This is a genomic window from Methylotuvimicrobium sp. (assembly GCF_050611805.1).
Lineage (GTDB): Bacteria > Pseudomonadota > Gammaproteobacteria > Methylococcales > Methylomonadaceae > Methylotuvimicrobium.
In genome coordinates, this window is sequence record NZ_JBNGHF010000021.1 from 22,682 (window position 1) to 39,651 (window position 16,970).

A 16,970-nucleotide genomic window follows, 5' to 3' on the forward strand; every position below is an offset into this window, starting at 1 on the left:
ACGATTATAAGGAGGCAGCTTGACTGATTCTGACACGCTCGATATTGCCAGGCTAGACAACTTGTCGGAAAAACTAGACAAGGCACTACAAGCCCAGGCCGAAGTCAGTGACTTTGCAAAAATCACTCGCATTCGCCGGGTTTTCGACACGGCGCGACTACTGATGCTGCTGGAGGGCGGGTGTGCCAGAGTTGAGGCCCGTGCTCAGCAGATTGAGGAAGCGGGGGTGTTTTTAGGCTCGGATTGGGACGAGCCCCAGCTTCTGATTGCCAGCTTGACCAGCCACTCGCTCAAAAGCTCCAATTCCGACACGGTGGTGGTTGAGGCCTTGAATGAGCTGCGCCTACTCGCTATTGCCATGGGTGATTACCTTCACCCCAGCATGTCCCTAGAACAGGCGCATCACTATCTAACTCAGGTAATGGCCATCAATCTAGGCTTCCTCTTTGCAAACCCCAGTGAGGCCGAACGGGAACAGCAGGGCAAACTGTCTCTGCTGCCCCGAAAATTGTTTCGTCACTTAGCCGAGCGCATCGGCTTCGAGCATGTGATCGATAAACTGATTGAAGAGATTTGGCGCATTCTGCAACAGCGGCCTATACAGGTGGATAGCGTAAAACAGATGATTACCCAGATTGCCATCTGTCAGGCCAACCCGGATATCGACCTCGGAATCAGCGGTCAGGGCGCGGATCGGTTGATCAGCAGCCTTTATGGCGCCACCCAGGCATGCCGGGAGGATCCCGGCGTCGAAGTTTACCGTCAGCGCTTGAGTAGTATGGATTCCAGCGCTCTTCAGTACGAGGCCACCGGTTTTGCCCGGGCCATGCACGATACCGGCCTGGTTTCGCCTTATCACGCCGTACTGTTGCGTTACCTGCAGGAACACGGCGACCACCTGCTTTCCGAGGCCCTAGGATTGTCCAGTACTGGCCGCGATTGCCTGCTCTGTTATGGTGATCTGGTGCGCGCTATGATCAATGAAACTGTGTATTCCCAAACGGCCCAAGCCATTTACGGCCTCGCATTGCTTCTGGAGCGAGGGGTTTTGTATCAACCTCCTGTGGCACCGGCACTCTGGCGCCAACTGTCATTACCCATTTCATCTCACTGTGAACAGCGCCTGATACAGGCCTTTGGCCCCGAACCCACGGCTCGAGCCTGGTTGATGCAGGGCGTACTCTGTATGCTGGGCCTACCCCTGGGGGTCGGACAAGGCAATAACCCCACCTGCCAATCGGCTCGAGCCCTCTCCATGTGGGCCTACAACGACCCTGATTATATGCTGCAAATGGTGGTCTGGGCCGCCCGAGACGACGAAATCATTATTCACTTTGAGGGGCAACCGATTTCCTCGCGGGAAAGTGTTTCCGGGGTTGCCCAGGAACTTCCCTTGGATCTGGATCCGGTTTCACTTCTGGTGGTACCGCACCTGGATCGCATATATGCGGAAATGGGGCGGCGCTGCAGTGAACGGGAAGGCGATCCACACCGCTGGATTAACCCAGAGTTTCATGGCTGGTGGTCGGGCCGGGGCTTTCGCATCAATGTGGATGTGAAAACCGGAAAGCTGGACCAGCTAGAAGATTTTCTGCGCCACTTTTATGCCAGCTACCACCCCTACTACAACGGCAATCAACCGCTGATCCACCCTCAACCCGCCGGTATTGCCGTTACCGACAGCGCGGGGCGATTTGTAGGCTGGCACGCCATCACCATCCTGCGAGTAGCGCTGGACCCCAAAGAGGAGATGCGTGTCTATTTCTACAATCCCAATAATGACAGCGGCCAGAACTGGGGCAATGGAGTAAAGGTTGACACCTCGGGCAATGGTGAACGTTTTGGCGAGGCGTCACTGCCTTTCGAACAATTCGCTTCCCGGCTATACATTTTCCATTACGACCCTTTGGAAAGGGGCGAGTTGGCCCAGGTGAGCGCCGAGGAACTCAACAGAGTCAAAAATCATATTTACCAGAGTTGGGGCGCCAACCGCCTGCCTGCCGATCCCATACAAGCCAGCGCATCGCAATACTAGAGAGCATGCGAGATTGGAAGACATAGGGTCAGGGGACATAGGGTCAGGCCTTACATTTGACATTCGAGTCTTATTGATCTAACTAGCTTCCTCTGTAGTGTCCTGATTTTCTCAGGGGGTAGTAGCAACATGGCAATCCCCTTTTCCTCCACTCTTCAGTTGCGTGAACAAAGTAGGGCGCCTTCCCTCGAACAAGGTTATGTTGTCATTGTCTTCAATCGGTACTATTCGCCCCTCCGACTTCCATAACAATCTACTGCGATTTCGTTACCTTATACGCAGTAGTCGACGGCCTCCCCGTCATTGTTATGGATCTCCAGCACTGGGTAAGTTAACTGCCGATACATGCCAACCCTGCTACCCCGACGGTTCGCGAGCATGGCTTCCATTCTCCACATACCCGCACAACGGCCTTCCCTATTACAGGCACGAAGTCGGCAACCGCATTAAGTTTACGAGACTACATCTAGGTTCACTTGCGTTACGGCCTGCATCTTTGCCGTTTAGGAACTCACGACCCTTGATTGCTCAAACGCCGCTCCTGCGTACTACCAAGGCGTATGGACAACTCCTTGGGCGGAACTTTAACCCGCTAGCTAAATTACTGTTACTGCGAACACCTGCCCCCTATTGCCTATTGCTTGCGATAACTTGCCATTAACCAACAATCCAGACAAATAAACCTGTCTATAAAATTGCAACCGACTTTAGGCGGTATTATTTTCGTTGTCAATTTCACCGACCTTAGCTGACGACATAAGGAATATCGATTCATATCGAGCATGCGTCCCTGCAGACCAGGCCCACTGACCGCGATAGTATCAAGCAGTTTCACCGAATGACGTTCGCTATTCGTGGTCAACAAAGCTAAAATTGAGATTTTTGACTTGCTGTGCATGTCGCCGGATCGACGCAGAGTCAAGCGATGAACGCTTTGATGTTTTTATATTTTGGATTCCAGTTAACCCTATGATCAAAATCGATACCGTTTTCGAACACCTATTGACCCATTACCGGGGGCAATTCGCCACCGTTTTTTTGTTGCCGATTTCGGCTGTTTACGGCGCCTATTCCGGATTTCGCAATTGGTTGTCATTTCGCCTCAGCAGCGCCCCGGCAAAACACGATACCCGCGTTGCCGAGGTCATTCGGCAAATTGAAGATTGGAAAGCACAAGGAGCCCAGCAAAAACTGTGTACGGCACGGTCGGGCTGGAAAACCATGAGCGAACTGGTGCCCAAGTACAAATTGTCTCATCGTAAGATCGATATCGGACTGTACGATGTTTTGGAAATCGACGCGCAGCGCAGTATTGTCCGGGTAGAGCCGCTCGTTAGCATGGGTCAGCTCTCGCGAACGTTGATCTCGCAAGGCTGGACCCTACCGGTGGTGCCGGAATTGGACAGCCTAACGGTAGGCGGTTTGATCATGGGCTTCGGCGTCGAAACCAGCAGCCATAAATACGGCTTGTTTCAGCATATTTGCGAAGCCATCGAAATCGTGACGGCGGAAGGTAAGTTGGTCAAATGCAGCGCGTCGAAAAATCCCGAGCTTTTTTATCAAGTTCCGTGGAGTCATGGCACACTGGGTTTTCTGGTGGCTGCTGAGTTGAAAATCATCCCGGTCAAAAAATTTGTCAGGGTTCATTACCAGCCTGTTCATAGCTTGGATCATCTAGTACGGGTGTTCGAGCAAGCCTCGCGCGATACCGAAAACAACGATTTCGTCGAAGCTTTGGTCTATGGGCGCGACGAGGCGGTGATCATGACCGGTAAATTCGCCGATGCCGTCGGACAGGACGGCCATTTGAATGCCATCGGAAAGTGGTATAAGTCTTGGTTTTTTAAGCATGTTCAAGGCTATCTGCAGAGCAATAAGGAAGGCGTCGAATATCTGCCGGTGCGGGATTATTACCATCGCCACACGCGCAGTTATTTTTGGGCGATGGAGGAAATCATACCCTTCGGCAATCATCCTATTTTCAGGGCTTTGTTGGGCTGGGCTTTGCCGCCCCGGATCGAGTTATTGAAGTATACCGAAACACAAACTACTCAGCGGCTAAGGGAAAAATATCATGTCGTTCAGGATATGCTGGTGCCGATGCGTTTTCTGGAAACGTCCATCGATTATTTCGATAAACATTTCAATCTATACCCTTTGTGGCTATCGCCGATGGCGATCAAAGACAACGGCGGGCAAGGCGGATTTGTGCAGCCTTATCAGGCTGAGAATGGCGAAATTGACGAGCTCTATGTCGACATCGGCGCTTACGGTACGCCGGCGAAGAGCGGTTTCGATAATGCCGAAGCCCTCCCGTTGTTGGAAAAATTCGTGATCGAACATCATGGTTATCAAGCACTCTATGCGAGAACCTTCATGAACCGAGAAGATTTTAGAAGCATGTTCGATCATAGCAGTTACGATCGGATACGGGAGCATTTGCCCTACTGCCGACAAGCCTTCGATGAAGTCTACGATAAAGTTTCCTCGAAAGGCAGGGTTGCACCGGTCGAAATGAGGAAACTGGAAAAGGCGAGATAATGATATGCAAACATGACAGGACGAAGTTTGCACCCATGCGCTTCAAGCTAAAAAAGGCCAACCCACATCACGCTCTTGCCCACGCCGGAGAGCTTGGGAAAGAGCGGATGTGAGTTGAATAATCCGCCCCGCTGCTGCTAAAAGCAAAGGCTATGCGCTTCGCGCGGTCAACTGTACCTATAGTCGATACTATTGGACCCTAAGCTTTGTCTTCGCTGTTGATTTTTCCATTCGCGGTGCCTGACCATGATATCGACGACTTTCTGCGGATCGTCGGTTAGCGTGATGAAATTGAGGTCTTCTTCCGAAATCGTACCGTATTCGATCATCGTCGTCCGCACCCAATCCATTAAACCTTGCCAATAATCGCTACCGAATAACACTAAAGGCAACGGATAAATTTTATGCGTCTGCATCAAGGTCAGCGATTCGAAAAACTCATCGAGCGTGCCGAATCCGCCCGGCATGCAAACATAGCCCATCGAATGGCGCACGAACATGACTTTTCTGACGAAGAAGTAGCGAAAATTCAGCGAGATATCCTGATAAGGATTCGGGTGTTGCTCCATAGGCAATTCGATATTCAAGCCGATCGCGGGCGGTTTTTGGGATTTTGCCCCCTTGTTTGCGGCCTCCATGATTCCGGGACCGCCGCCGCTGATAACCGCGAAATTATGCTGGCCGAGTAATTCGGCAATTTCGACTGTTTTCAAATAATAATGATGATCCGGTTGTATGCGCGCGGAACCGAAAATAGAAATCGCATCGCTTAAACCGGATAACCGGTCGAAACCTTCGGTAAATTCGCTAATGATCCTAAAGATTCGCCAAGATTGATCGCCTTTGACATCATCGATGATGCTGGCGGTATCGTGTTGCTTGTTTGGGGTTTTCATCGCTTTATTTGGCTACGCTATGATTGAGCACGTAAGTACTGAGCGAGCGCATTTTGCTACCGGTGATATTCGGGAACTTGGGCATCATCAGCGAGCCGCCCTGCACTTTGTGAGTGATATACCTTTCATTAGCATTTTTCTCGTTGAGTGAGAAAACGACTTGCGGGACTGCCGGGTCTTTGGGTTGATGGCATTCCGCACAGGCTTCTTTGAAGATGCTTTCGCCGTTCGCCGAGGACGCCGGCGTATAGTCGCGCGAACAAGCCGCTAATAAAAAAAAGGCCGAAACGAGCAGGATCTTAATCATGAAACACTCCTTGATAAATAATTTTACCGGATTGCAATGTGGCGCTGACGCGGCCGGTTAATTGTTCTCCCCAATAAGGCGTATTGATACCTTTGCTATACCAAGTCGAACGGTCGACTTGCCATCGACGGTCGGGGTCGAATATGCAAATATCGGCGGATTTCCCTGGTGTCAATGTACCGCTTTCCAATCTCAGCACCTTGGCGGGGGTTTGCGTTAACGCGGCAATGCCTTGGGAGAGGGTAATCAATTTTTCATCGACCAGTTTCAGCATTAGCGGCAATAACGTTTCAAGCGCCGATATACCGGGTTCGGTTTCCGGAAACGCGCCTAATTTAGCATCGAGGTCGTGCGGTTGGTGATCCGAACACAGCGTGCCGATAGTGCCTTGCATCAATGCCTTTCTTAGAAAAAGTTTATCCTGCTCGCTCCGTAACGGGGGTAAAACATGGTAAACGCTATCGAAAGGCTTCATGTCGTTTTCGGTCAGATGCAACTGATGCGCCGCGATATCGGCACTGACCGATAATCCGTATTTTTGGGCCTGCTGGATTTTGATCACCGAACGGCGGCAACTGATTTGTCCGAAATGCACGCGACACCCGGTCAGTTCGGCTAGTTCGAGACATTGCGACAACGCGATCGTTTCGGCGGTTTCGGGTATGCCGGGCAAGCCGTAGCGGGTCGAAAATGCCCCCTCATGCGCGCAACCTTCATTGCTCAGGCTTTGCTCATTGGGCCGGTAGATTAACAATAAATCATGACTGGCGGCATATTCCATTGCGCGCCTCAATACCAGTAGATTGCTTATGGGTTTGCCGCCGTTGCCGACTGCTATGCAGCCGGCCTCCTGTAGCGCCAACATCGAACTGAGCTCTTGGCCTTCAAGGTTTCGCGTCAGCGCGCCGATTGGCAGGATTTGCCGGTAATTGGAGTTTTCGGCCAATTCTTTGACCAATTCGGTAATTGCCGGCGTATCGATGACCGGCCGTGTATCGGGTTGTAAAATTAAGGTCGTAATGCCGCCGGCCGCAGCCGCCTTTGTTTCGGTTTGAAAAGTGGCTTTATGGCTTTGGCCCGGTTGACGCAAGCGAGTGCTAATATCGATAAAGCCGGGGCAGACAATTTGACCGGAAGCGTCGATGACGCTATCGGCCTCAAAGCCGTCGGGTTTTTCGAATAAGGCAAGGATTTTGCCGTCGGCAACATAAACCGGACCGGTTCGATCGATCGAGTAGGCTGGATCGATCACGCGTCCTTGTTCAATCAGAATTCTTTTCATCAGGTCGCTCCTTGAGTTTGCATCGCCATCGACATGACAGCCATACGTATCGCGATACCGTTACTGACTTGCCGTAATATAACTGATTGCGGACCGTCGGCAACGCGGGTATCTATTTCGACGCCGCGATTGATCGGCCCCGGGTGCATCACGATCGCATCGGGCTTGGCGATTTCCAGTTTTTCAGGCGTCAAACCGAAACATTTGAAGTACTCGCTTTCGCTGGGTAGCAGAGCCGAGGTCATGCGCTCTTTTTGTAAACGCAGCATGATGATGACATCGATGTCTTTGAGTCCTTCGGTCAAGTTATGACAGACCGTGACGCCGAGCGTTTCGACATAGGCGGGGAGCAAGGTTTTCGGTGCGATAACCCGAACTTCGGCCGCACCCAAGGTATTGAGTGCCAGAATTTGCGAGCGTGCAACTCTGGAATGCAGAATGTCGCCTATGATCGCGACTCTCAATGTGCTGAAATCCGGCTTGAACTGCCGAATCGTGAACATATCCAGCATTGCCTGAGTCGGATGACTGTGCCGACCGTCGCCGGCATTGATCACGCTAATATGCGGCGCGGTATGTTCGGCGATAAAATGCGCGGCGCCGCTGGTCCCGTGACGTACGACAAACATATCGACAAACATTGCTTCCAGATTGCGGATCGTATCGAGTAGGCTTTCGCCTTTCGAGGTGGCCGAAGTCGCGATATTCATGCTGATGACATCGGCCGAGAGTCGCTTGGCCGCGAGTTCGAAGGTCGTTCGGGTGCGCGTGCTGTTTTCGAAAAACAGATTAACGATGGTCTTACCCCGCAATAAGGGAACTTTTTTTACATGATGCCCCGACATCTCGGCAAACGATTCGGCAGTATCGAGAATTTCGGTCAACAGCGCTTTGTCGAGTCCATCAATCGTCAAAAAGTGCTTCAATTTACCTTCGGCGTTTAATTGTAAATTGTGACTCATGCCTTAAGCCGCTACGTCAAGAGTTTGAATATCGATGCCCAAAGGGTCCGGGCCGGTTAATTTGATGCGTTGATTGGCGTCAAGACAAATCGATGAGCCGATACAGTCCGGGCGCAACGGAATTTGCCGCCCGTCGCGCTCGATCAATACCGCCAACACGACTTGATTAGGTCGGCCGTAATCGAAGATTTCATTGAGCGCTGCACGAATCGTTCGTCCGGTGTAAAAGACATCGTCGACCAGAATAATATCGCGGCCCTCGATCGTATTCGGCAAGGCGCTCGGCTTGACATTCGGATGCACACCGATTTGCGAAAAATCGTCGCGGTAAAACGTGATATCCAATAGCCCTAAAGGCTCTGTCAAACCCAGGCGTTGATGGAGACGTTCGGCAATCCAGACGCCGCCGGTGCGAATGCCGATCATCAAAGGATTTTCAAGCTTTCTGGTAGTAATTATATTCCCGATAGCCGATTCCAGCCGAGTCAATAATTCAGTAATATCGAGTTGTTGATGGGTCATATGTCGGGTTATTGAGTATTGAGCCATGTTTGTAATATGAGCTGGGCGGCAAGCCTGTCTTGCACTTCCCAGAGCTTGCCGGCGCTGACTCGCACGTCATCATATAGCATTTGTTTGGCTTCAAAAGTCGTCAGGGTTTCATCCTGCTGAAAAACCGGTAGTTGAAAGCGTCCTTCCAATTGCCGGCAAAATTTGAGCATACGCGGGGTAATCGGATTATCCTGGCCATCGCTCTGCCGGGAAATACCGACGACTAAGCCCGCCGGTTGCCATTCTTGAATAAGCCGGCCGATAGCCGTCCAGTCCGGTGCTTGATTAACCGAGCGTAAAGTCGATAAGGCATTGGCCGTTCCGGTCGTGGTTTGTCCAACCGCCACGCCGATTTTTTTATTACCGAAATCGAAACCGAGGTAGGTATCGTGATTGCGAGGAGCTAGCGGGTCGTGTTTAGCCATGTCCTGCCGGCGCGGTTAATTGATTGATGTCGATGCCGATTTGATGAGCAGCGGCCTGCCAGCGTTGATTGACCGGCGTATTGAAGATGATGTCATTGCCGCTAGGCGTGTTCAGCCAAGCATTATTGACAATTTCTTGTTCCAATTGGCCTTCGCCCCAGCCGGCATAGCCCAAGGCAACTAGATATTGCTCGGGGCCTTCGCCGATCGCGATGGCTTCGAGAATATCGCGCGACGTGGTTAGCGAGATTTCATCCGATATCGAGATCGAGGAATCCCATCTTCCGCATGGGTTGTGAATCACAAAACCGCGTTCCTGTTGTACCGGCCCGCCGAAAAATACCGGAGCTTCCGCAGCGGTGGGGAAGGTCACGTTAATTTGCATTTGTTTGAAGATGTCGCCCAGCTTCATGTCGATCTGCCGATTGATCACAATACCTAATGCGCCATCGGCGTTATGCTGACATAAGTAGGTCACGGTATGAAAAAAACCCGGATCGGTCAGATTGGGCATCGCGATCAGAAATTGATTGTTTAAATAAGTCGTATCGGTCATATCGGTAAGTGTGTTCATGGATATGCGAGTTAATGAGTTAACCCAGCTTTAACAAATGTAGTGTATACGGATTATGTTATTGAATCATAAGGATTAAAAAACGCGCCTAAATGGGCTTGTAGTGCCGTAACATTGGTTTTGTTATAATATTCAAAAACTTATGCTCAGTAAATGTTAAAGCTGGGTTAACGTGCTGACATTCCCGATTCGTCCGAAAACTTCCAAACCCGGGTAATCACTAATACATCCAATTCCTTGAGCAATTCTTGAGGCAATGGCGGAAACGGCGCGCTTAAACGAACGATTCTTTTGGCGGCTTCGTCTAAGGCTGCATTGCCTGAAGGACGTTTAATTCGAATATTATATATCGTACCGTCCGGATTGATGCCGACTTCCATCGTCAACGTGCCGAAAAAGTTTTTTTTGCGTGCGACTTCAGGATAATTAAGGTTACCGGTCGCTTCCACCTTTTTTTTCCAGTCCATCTCATATTGCGAAGCAACATATTTATGAGTGCTCACCGCATTGACATGCTTGATTTTGCTGATATCGGCGCTGAGTTGCTGTTGCCGAACTTCCGTTCCCAGTTGCGCAATTTGTTGTTGCAAAGCTGCGGCGGTAATTTTCGGAACCGGTTTGCTTTGCGGTTGAACCGGGGCTTTAACCGGTACGGGAGGTGCTTTTGTTTCGGCGGGGCGAATCGTGCTGATTATTTTTTTGGGGGCTGCGGCTTGACGTTGAACCGGTTTGCTTTGCGGTTGCTTGTTAGGCAAGGTCCCGCGGCTAGGCAGCTTTTGTTTAGGCGGGGTTGGTTTGGTTTTTTGTTTACCGGCGCCGATTTGATTTTCCTGAGCCAAAAAGCTCGCCTTTTTAGGAGCCTTATGTGCCGGCGTCGTGGCTAACGTGATTTCAATTGCACGATGAGTCTCTTCTTGTTTAGGCATTGAAAAATTAATGCCTAGGATAACCATAATATGCAGTATAGCGGCAATAAATAGGGTGATCATTAAGGCATCATTTTCCGATGTGTTGGAAACTCCGCCCAAGAAAGCTCTTGATGTTGTCATAATCTCTTGATTGCTAAAGACTAAACGGAAACTGTACTTGTTTTCATTAAACTATAAACTTTAACTTAAAGGAAGTCTCTATGCAGGATGGGTTTGCAACCTATACGCATCAAGCTACTCCCTTTTGATCGAAAAACCGTCTAAGCAGCGTAGCCCGGATGGAGCGCAACACAATCCGGGAAGTTCGAAGCCACGCCATTCCCATATTCCGCTACGCTCCATCCGGGCTGCATGCTTCGTGCTACAAACTTAATTTTAAAGGAAGTATCTATGCGGGACGGGGCTGGTCACCCAGTCTTGCTCGTTTCGACCCTACCCAAAGCAAACCGAAACGTTCGGGGCGGGTTGAATAACCCGTCCCGCGCCAGTGTCGAAAATGAGCTCGATAAACTTTCGAGAAATTCAGCGAAGCTTTAATTCAATATGGTCCATCAACTGGCCGGCAATGTTCAGTCCGAATTGTTTATCCAGTTCTTGTACGCAAGTCGGGCTAGTTACGTTGATTTCGGTTAGATAATCGCCGATGACGTCGAGGCCGACAAAAATTAAACCTTTTTCACGCAAGGTCGGCCCGATTTGTTTGGCAATCCAAGAATCTCGAGCGGTAAGCACACGGCCTTCCGCATTCCCGCCGGCAGCTAGGTTGCCACGAGTTTCTCCTTGAGCCGGAATTCTGGCCAGCGCGTAAGGTACCGGCTCGCCGTCTACGATCAGAATACGCTTATCGCCGTTTTTTATTTCGGGTAGATACTTTTGCGCCATTACATACCGACAATTGTATTGCGTCATGGTTTCCAAAATGACACTTAAATTCGGATCGTCCTTGCGCAAATGAAAAATCGACGTACCACCCATACCGTCCAGCGGTTTTAAAATAATCTCGCCTTGTTCCGCCAAAAAATCGCGAATCCGTTTCGGCTCGCGGGCCACCAAGGTTTCCGCGCAGCATTGCGGAAACCATGCGGTAAACAGTTTTTCATTGGCGTCACGCAAGGATTGAGGTTTATTGATGACATAAGTGCCTAAGGTTTCGGCTCGCTCGAGCAGATAAGTCGCATAGATGTATTCTTGATCGAAAGGCGGGTCTTTGCGCATCATGATGACATCGAGTTGATCCAGCGCGATATCCTGTTCACTGGAAAATCGATGCCAACGCTCCGGTTTTCTTTGAACTTCCAATAAACGGGTACGCGCATAGGCGCGTCCGTTCCGCATATAAAGATCGTTAAGTTCCATATAATGCAATTCCCATCCCCTGCTTTGAGCTTCAAGAAGCATTGCAAAGCTTGTATCTTTCTTGATGTTAATGCGATCGATCGGGTCCATGACCATGCCGAATTTTATAGACATAAAAACTCTCAATAATCCGAAATTAAAAAGGGGTGGCAATAAGTCGTCAACTATAGCGGTTTCAGAAGCCTTGGGAAAGAATGTTTTAGCTTGTCATGCGATGGTAATGAGGCTTCAATGATCTATGTCACATGCAAATCTATCTACTTTTCGGTTTACGAATGCTCCATCATAGTCACGAAAAACCCAAAAGAAGTGAAATGCCAGCTTTTATTGAACAATCGTTTTTCGTTCGGATAGGAGTAAAAGGTTTACCTGACGGCTAAATTTTGGTATAAAAGCGGGCTAATTTTTGAATAATGGCAAACAAAGAGGTTAATCATGTCCAGAGTCTGTCAGGTTACAGGAAAACGTCCCGTAACCGGTAATAATGTATCGCACGCAAACAATAAAACCAGAAGACGTTTCTGCCCCAATCTACAACACCATCGTTTTTGGGTGGAAAGCGAGAATCGCTGGGTTCGCCTGCGTGTTTCCACGAAAGGCATGCGCGTTATCGACAAAAGAGGCATCGATGCCGTTTTGGCCGATTTGCGTAAACAAGGCATTAAGGCATAAGGGGATCAACCATGCGCGATAAAATCAAACTCGTTTCATCTGAAGGCACCGGACATTTTTATACCACGACAAAAAACAAACGCACTATGCCTGAGAAAATGGAGATCAAAAAATTCGATCCTGTTGTTCGCAAGCATGTGATGTACAAAGAAGCTAAAATCAAATAATTTTTGACGACACTTCTTTCGTTGCCCGGAAAGCCGCGGTTACGCATACAGCGCCGTGGCTTTTTCGTCTAACGCCGTAATCATTGTTTTTTCAGTTTATCCAAAACTTCTTTCAGCTTTTCCGTTTGCTTGAATAATATTCGGTATTGCTTGATTGCATCTTCCTTGGCAGCTTCCAGCTGTTTGCATCTTTCAGTAAGCTCCTGATTTCTATCCGATAGGGCCTCGTTTTGCGCTTTTAGCCGTTCGACTTGCTCGAGTAATACTTCGTCAGCGGGATTCGTTTTATGCGTCACGGTCTGAGCGTCTTCTTTATCTGGGGCGACTTCCGAGCTTTCGCTATTGCGAAAAGTGGTTTCAAAACCATCGTCGATCGTGAATAGAGCCGCCGTATTTTTAAGTTCAGGCGAGACCTTTTGCATGCCGCCTTCCAAAATAAGCGCCTTGAATTTATTGCGGAGCAATAAAAAAGCAGCCGCCTCGCTTGTCTTGCCATTACCGCAAACGACCACGACGGAGCGGGCGCGATTGAGCGTTTTCAATTGCATTCGCAGAGTAAAAAACGGCGCGCTAATACTGTCGTTCAAATGGAATTGGTTATAATCTTCGGTAGAGCGCACGTCCAGCAATAGAGCTCCATTGGCTTGCTCTTGCCGCATTTGCTCGAAATCGATATATTTCAGCGCAGGTTCTTTAATTAGCGTTATAAAATGCTGCTTGGAAAGACGTAACAAAGACAGCTTGCTGATGGCTGTAATCGTGACATTCCTGGGTTTATCCGATAAGAGAGAGTCTTCTCCGAACGTATCGCTCGTTCTTAGGAGCGCTAGCTTGATCTCCTTGGCATTTTCGGAAGGCTTGCGAGTCAGCAAGCACTGGCCGGATTTGATCAAATAATAATAATCGCCCGGATCGCCTTGATGGAAAACGGCTTCGCCTTTCTCAAAGACGACCTCTTCGAGACTTATTATTATTTTTTGTAGGTTGGCCGGCGGCAATCTTTGGAAGATAGGAGACTTCAATAAAGTTGTCATCCAGTCATCAGAGTTGTCTTCCGGTTCGACTATAACCATGTAACTACTTTCCTCTTCATAACTAAGCGACGATAAATAATTCAGTGTTTCCGTGGGCAATCTTAAATAACGAATGCTGTTGCAGGCCACGGCATCGATTTTTCTGGGTAATTGATGAGCTAAGGCGAAGCGGGCCGATTCGCTTTCCGCGTCAATTATTTCGACTTCTAGGCCTTGAGACTGCAAGGAAACTTGGCCGCTCAATAAATAAAATAAGTCCGCCTCCGTGTCCCCTTTTTTGAATAATACCGAATCGCGCTCTGCCGTTTCGATGGTGATTTCGGCGCACAATGCTTCGAAATGAGGTCCGGGCAGAGTGGATAGTGGAACAAGTTTACGAATTGCTTGTGCGTCTGCGGAGCTGATATCTACAGCCATTCAAATTCATTGGAAGGATTAAAGTTACTAATATAGCTCATTATCCTAGATAAAGCATTTCACCATGAAGAATAAGGAACGTGCATTTTGTAAGTTTGGCAAGCCGTTGAAAGACTTAATGTGCTTCATGGTTAAAATGCCGAATTTAGGATAACGAGGGCCTGGTGATCACATATTTCGCGCGGCCACATTTTCAGTTTTTTGACTTGTTTTAAACATTTTTTGCCTTATATTGTCTACGTTGACTTTAAAGCCTGTCGAGGACTTTCATGAAGAATCACTTATTCGGTCATTTAATATTGACCTTAGCATTCGGGTTTTTAGCCGTCACGCAAGTATCGGCAGGATTGCCGGTTGCGGTGGAGGGACAGCCCTTGCCGTCGCTGTCGCCCATTCTCGAACGCAGCATGCCGGCAGTCGTGAATATATCGACATCAACCAATATTCAGGTTAGAGAAAACCCGTTATTGCAAGATCCGTTTTTCCGGCATTTTTTTCAATTACCGGACCGACCTCGCCGGCAACAACGCAACAGCTTGGGATCCGGAGTCATTATCGATAGCGAGAAAGGCTATGTGTTGACTAATAACCATGTCATCGACAAAGCCGATAAAATCATGGTGACATTGCACGACGGACGTCAGCTCGATGCCAAATTGATCGGTACCGACCCTGAAGCCGATGTGGCGGTCGTACAAATTGCCGCCGATAACTTGGTTGCCTTGCCTATTTCCAACTCCGACGAATTGAGAGTCGGCGATTTCGTCATTGCGATCGGCAGCCCATTCGGACTGAGTCAGACGGTGACTTCGGGTATCGTCAGTGCATTGGGTCGATCCGGTTTGGGCATCGAAGGCTATGAGGATTTCATTCAAACCGATGCGTCGATCAATCCGGGAAATTCCGGCGGAGCGTTGGTCAATTTGCGCGGCGAATTTGTCGGCATGAATACCGCGATATTGGCGCCGGGCGGCGGCAACGTCGGTATCGGCTTTGCGATTCCGGCCAATATGGCGATGACGATCAAGGAGTCTCTGGTCACTCATGGCGAAGTGCGGCGCGGCTTGCTAGGGGTCACGACTCAGGACTTGACTCCCGAACTGGTTAAAGCCTTCAATTTAAAAACCAAACATGGCGCCGTAATCAGCAAAGTGGCCGGAAATTCTCCCGCGGCAAAAGCCGGACTCGAACCGGGCGATATTATCACTGAAGTCAATGGACAAAAAATCAAAGGCAGTCACGATATTCGGAATATGATCGGTTTAATGAAAATCGGAGCCAAAGTCGATATCGGTTTTATGCGTGACGATAAAAAAATGCTCGTGCAGGCTGAAATCGGAAAGCCGCAGCGGCCTCATTTAGCCGGAAAAACGATTCATCCTCGTCTCGACGGCACCGTGTTAAGCTCGACGCAAAAAAATCAAATCGAAGGGGTTTTATTCGAACAGATAGCAACAAACTCCTACGCTTGGCGAGCCGGATTACGACCGGGCGACATTATCGTTTCAGCCAATCGCTATCGGATTCGCACAATAGAGGAACTTGCTCAAGTTGCCAATCCCAACAACGCATTGTTGATCAATATACAGCGCGGCGAAGAAGCCTTCTTCTTGGTTTTGAAATAGCATTTTTTGTAACTATTCAGCGCATGCGGTAGGTTGGTGTCAGGCATTGATTTCTAAAGACGCGTGAACCCAGCACCTAAATAATCCAAAATTGTTTATCATAGCAAATGGATTATGGTATTTAGGTGCTGGGTGAATACATCCCTGTAAGCTCTGACTGCAACGTCCTGTTGCAGACAGCCTTATAAATCAATGCCTGACACCTTCTCATACATGACTTATGCTGAATAATTACCATTTTTTTAAATCACTGACGACAAACTCAATGACCGAACGAACCTTTATTCCGCTCAATATTGCCGTGTTGACAATATCCGATACCCGTAACGAAGCCGATGACGTTTCGGGTAAGATCCTGGTCGACAAAGCGCTGGCATCGGGTCATCGAATTGCCGAAAAAAAAATCGTTCCGGATAATATTTATCGAATCAGAGCGGCGCTCTCGAAGTGGATCGCCGATGACTCAATCGATGCGGTTTTAACCACCGGCGGCACCGGCGTGACCGGTCGAGACGGAACGCCGGAAGCGGTAGAGCCGTTGCTCGATAAAACCTTAGACGGTTTCGGCGAAGTATTCCGAATGATTTCCTATCATACGATTAAAACCTCGACGATACAGTCGCGCGCAGTCGCTGGCGTCGCCAACGGAACCTACGTTTTTTGTTTGCCAGGTTCATCGAATGCTTGTAAGACGGCTTGGGATGAATTGATCGAAGCTCAACTGGATTTTCGGACCAAGCCATGTAATCTAGTGCAATTAATGCCGCGTTTAAAGGAGCGATAACATGCGTTGGGATTTTTTAGTCGTCGGCGCGCTATGTGCCGGCATTGGCGTCGGCTTAGGTGCATTCGGCGCCCACGGCTTAAAAACGGTGCTAAGCCCCGATATGCTCGAAGTTTACAAAACCGGCGTAACGTACCAAATGTGGCATGCGTTAGGTTTGTGTGCAATCGGCCTACTGGATAGGCAAAATCCTCGGCAAGCGCTGTTGTCATTGTCTGCTTGGCTCATGTTTGCCGGCATCGTGCTCTTTTCGGGCAGTTTGTACCTTTTGACTTTGCTTGACCAAAAATGGTTGGGCATAATTACGCCATTTGGCGGTCTGGCATTCATTGTCGCTTGGGTAACGTTGGCCTTATATGCCGCCAAAGAACAGCGGTAGAAGGCGAATAATAAAGCTCCGAGGATTCGATTA

At 49.2% G+C, this 16,970-nt stretch carries 17 protein-coding genes; 7 read left to right on the forward strand and 10 right to left on the reverse strand.

The genetic code is table 11. From position 1 onward, the window contains the following. Nucleotides 1-19 precede the first annotated feature (19 nt). Nucleotides 20-2,035 carry a hypothetical protein gene (locus tag ACRJJO_RS11845; RefSeq protein ID WP_431065944.1) on the forward strand — a complete coding sequence of 672 codons (2,016 nt, stop codon included), beginning with the start codon at nt 20-22 and terminating at the stop codon, nt 2,033-2,035. Nucleotides 2,036-3,004: 969 nt separating this feature from the next. Then, entirely contained in the window at nt 3,005-4,576 is a 1,572-nt protein-coding gene (locus tag ACRJJO_RS11850) for an FAD-binding oxidoreductase (protein ID WP_431065945.1), read from the forward strand. Nucleotides 4,577-4,743: 167 nt separating this feature from the next. Here ACRJJO_RS11850 and ACRJJO_RS11855 read toward each other — a convergent pair whose 3' ends face one another. The 9 genes from ACRJJO_RS11855 to gshB form a co-directional block, all read right to left on the reverse strand. Next, nucleotides 4,744-5,472, reverse strand: a complete 729-nt coding sequence (locus tag ACRJJO_RS11855) for a TIGR00730 family Rossman fold protein (protein WP_431065946.1) — start codon at nt 5,470-5,472, stop codon at nt 4,744-4,746. A gap of 4 nt (nt 5,473-5,476) precedes the next feature. Beyond that, entirely contained in the window at nt 5,477-5,779 is a 303-nt protein-coding gene (locus tag ACRJJO_RS11860; protein WP_431065947.1) for a c-type cytochrome, read from the reverse strand. Next, the gene (locus tag ACRJJO_RS11865) at nt 5,772-7,061 is read right to left on the reverse strand and encodes a dihydroorotase (protein WP_431065948.1); all 1,290 of its coding nucleotides are present in this window, start codon (nt 7,059-7,061) and stop codon (nt 5,772-5,774) included. Before ACRJJO_RS11865 ends, ACRJJO_RS11860 begins: the two co-directional genes overlap by 8 nt. Next, complete coding sequence (locus tag ACRJJO_RS11870) at nt 7,061-8,023, reverse strand: aspartate carbamoyltransferase catalytic subunit (protein ID WP_404358450.1); 963 nt, start codon at nt 8,021-8,023, stop codon at nt 7,061-7,063. Before ACRJJO_RS11870 ends, ACRJJO_RS11865 begins: the two co-directional genes overlap by 1 nt. A gap of 3 nt (nt 8,024-8,026) precedes the next feature. Beyond that, the gene (gene pyrR / locus ACRJJO_RS11875; protein ID WP_431065949.1) at nt 8,027-8,545 is read right to left on the reverse strand and encodes a bifunctional pyr operon transcriptional regulator/uracil phosphoribosyltransferase PyrR; all 519 of its coding nucleotides are present in this window, start codon (nt 8,543-8,545) and stop codon (nt 8,027-8,029) included. Between the two features lie 8 nt (nt 8,546-8,553). Next, nucleotides 8,554-9,000, reverse strand: a complete 447-nt coding sequence (gene ruvX, locus ACRJJO_RS11880; RefSeq protein WP_404358454.1) for a Holliday junction resolvase RuvX — start codon at nt 8,998-9,000, stop codon at nt 8,554-8,556. Then, nucleotides 8,993-9,556: a YqgE/AlgH family protein gene (locus ACRJJO_RS11885; RefSeq protein ID WP_431065984.1), complete on the reverse strand. Its 564-nt coding sequence runs from the start codon at nt 9,554-9,556 to the stop codon at nt 8,993-8,995. Before ACRJJO_RS11885 ends, ruvX begins: the two co-directional genes overlap by 8 nt. A 185-nt stretch (nt 9,557-9,741) precedes the next feature. Next, complete coding sequence (locus ACRJJO_RS11890; protein ID WP_431065950.1) at nt 9,742-10,623, reverse strand: TonB family protein; 882 nt, start codon at nt 10,621-10,623, stop codon at nt 9,742-9,744. A 402-nt stretch (nt 10,624-11,025) separates the two neighbouring features. Further along, on the reverse strand, nt 11,026-11,973 hold the full coding sequence (gene gshB / locus ACRJJO_RS11895; protein ID WP_431065951.1) for a glutathione synthase: 948 nt from the start codon (nt 11,971-11,973) through the stop codon (nt 11,026-11,028). Between the two features lie 321 nt (nt 11,974-12,294). Between gshB and rpmB the strand changes: the two genes are divergently transcribed. Both rpmB and rpmG read left to right on the forward strand, forming a co-directional pair. Next, nucleotides 12,295-12,531, forward strand: coding sequence for a 50S ribosomal protein L28 (rpmB, locus tag ACRJJO_RS11900; RefSeq protein ID WP_014150285.1), 237 nt, complete (start codon nt 12,295-12,297; stop codon nt 12,529-12,531). 11 nt (nt 12,532-12,542) lie between these two features. Further along, nucleotides 12,543-12,698 carry a 50S ribosomal protein L33 gene (rpmG, locus tag ACRJJO_RS11905; RefSeq protein WP_014150284.1) on the forward strand — a complete coding sequence of 52 codons (156 nt, stop codon included), beginning with the start codon at nt 12,543-12,545 and terminating at the stop codon, nt 12,696-12,698. 80 nt (nt 12,699-12,778) lie between these two features. Here rpmG and ACRJJO_RS11910 read toward each other — a convergent pair whose 3' ends face one another. Beyond that, nucleotides 12,779-14,149 carry a cyclic nucleotide-binding domain-containing protein gene (locus ACRJJO_RS11910; RefSeq protein WP_431065952.1) on the reverse strand — a complete coding sequence of 457 codons (1,371 nt, stop codon included), beginning with the start codon at nt 14,147-14,149 and terminating at the stop codon, nt 12,779-12,781. A gap of 269 nt (nt 14,150-14,418) precedes the next feature. Between ACRJJO_RS11910 and ACRJJO_RS11915 the strand changes: the two genes are divergently transcribed. The 3 genes from ACRJJO_RS11915 (at nt 14,419) to ACRJJO_RS11925 (ending at nt 16,937) form a co-directional block, all read left to right on the forward strand. Continuing rightward, nucleotides 14,419-15,774 carry a DegQ family serine endoprotease gene (locus ACRJJO_RS11915; protein ID WP_431065953.1) on the forward strand — a complete coding sequence of 452 codons (1,356 nt, stop codon included), beginning with the start codon at nt 14,419-14,421 and terminating at the stop codon, nt 15,772-15,774. A 265-nt stretch (nt 15,775-16,039) separates the two neighbouring features. After that, nucleotides 16,040-16,558: a molybdenum cofactor biosynthesis protein B gene (moaB, locus tag ACRJJO_RS11920; RefSeq protein ID WP_431065954.1), complete on the forward strand. Its 519-nt coding sequence runs from the start codon at nt 16,040-16,042 to the stop codon at nt 16,556-16,558. A gap of 1 nt (nt 16,559) precedes the next feature. Further along, entirely contained in the window at nt 16,560-16,937 is a 378-nt protein-coding gene (locus ACRJJO_RS11925; RefSeq protein WP_431065955.1) for a DUF423 domain-containing protein, read from the forward strand. The last annotated feature ends 33 nt before the right edge of the window (nt 16,938-16,970 follow it).

What these genes read in the sequence shown, in the direction of transcription:
- ACRJJO_RS11850 (WP_431065945.1), top strand. Translation starts at nt 3,005, where the DNA reads ATGATCAAAATCGATACCGTTTTCGAACACCTATTGACCCATTACCGG.
- ACRJJO_RS11855 (WP_431065946.1), bottom strand. Translation starts at nt 5,472, where the DNA reads ATGAAAACCCCAAACAAGCAACACGATACCGCCAGCATCATCGATGAT.
- ACRJJO_RS11860 (WP_431065947.1), bottom strand. Translation starts at nt 5,779, where the DNA reads ATGATTAAGATCCTGCTCGTTTCGGCCTTTTTTTTATTAGCGGCTTGT.
- ACRJJO_RS11865 (WP_431065948.1), bottom strand. Translation starts at nt 7,061, where the DNA reads ATGAAAAGAATTCTGATTGAACAAGGACGCGTGATCGATCCAGCCTAC.
- ACRJJO_RS11870 (WP_404358450.1), bottom strand. Translation starts at nt 8,023, where the DNA reads ATGAGTCACAATTTACAATTAAACGCCGAAGGTAAATTGAAGCACTTT.
- pyrR (WP_431065949.1), bottom strand. Translation starts at nt 8,545, where the DNA reads ATGACCCATCAACAACTCGATATTACTGAATTATTGACTCGGCTGGAA.
- ruvX (WP_404358454.1), bottom strand. Translation starts at nt 9,000, where the DNA reads ATGGCTAAACACGACCCGCTAGCTCCTCGCAATCACGATACCTACCTC.
- ACRJJO_RS11885 (WP_431065984.1), bottom strand. Translation starts at nt 9,556, where the DNA reads ATGACCGATACGACTTATTTAAACAATCAATTTCTGATCGCGATGCCC.
- ACRJJO_RS11890 (WP_431065950.1), bottom strand. Translation starts at nt 10,623, where the DNA reads ATGACAACATCAAGAGCTTTCTTGGGCGGAGTTTCCAACACATCGGAA.
- gshB (WP_431065951.1), bottom strand. Translation starts at nt 11,973, where the DNA reads ATGTCTATAAAATTCGGCATGGTCATGGACCCGATCGATCGCATTAAC.
- rpmB (WP_014150285.1), top strand. Translation starts at nt 12,295, where the DNA reads ATGTCCAGAGTCTGTCAGGTTACAGGAAAACGTCCCGTAACCGGTAAT.
- rpmG (WP_014150284.1), top strand. Translation starts at nt 12,543, where the DNA reads ATGCGCGATAAAATCAAACTCGTTTCATCTGAAGGCACCGGACATTTT.
- ACRJJO_RS11910 (WP_431065952.1), bottom strand. Translation starts at nt 14,149, where the DNA reads ATGGCTGTAGATATCAGCTCCGCAGACGCACAAGCAATTCGTAAACTT.
- ACRJJO_RS11915 (WP_431065953.1), top strand. Translation starts at nt 14,419, where the DNA reads ATGAAGAATCACTTATTCGGTCATTTAATATTGACCTTAGCATTCGGG.
- moaB (WP_431065954.1), top strand. Translation starts at nt 16,040, where the DNA reads ATGACCGAACGAACCTTTATTCCGCTCAATATTGCCGTGTTGACAATA.
- ACRJJO_RS11925 (WP_431065955.1), top strand. Translation starts at nt 16,560, where the DNA reads ATGCGTTGGGATTTTTTAGTCGTCGGCGCGCTATGTGCCGGCATTGGC.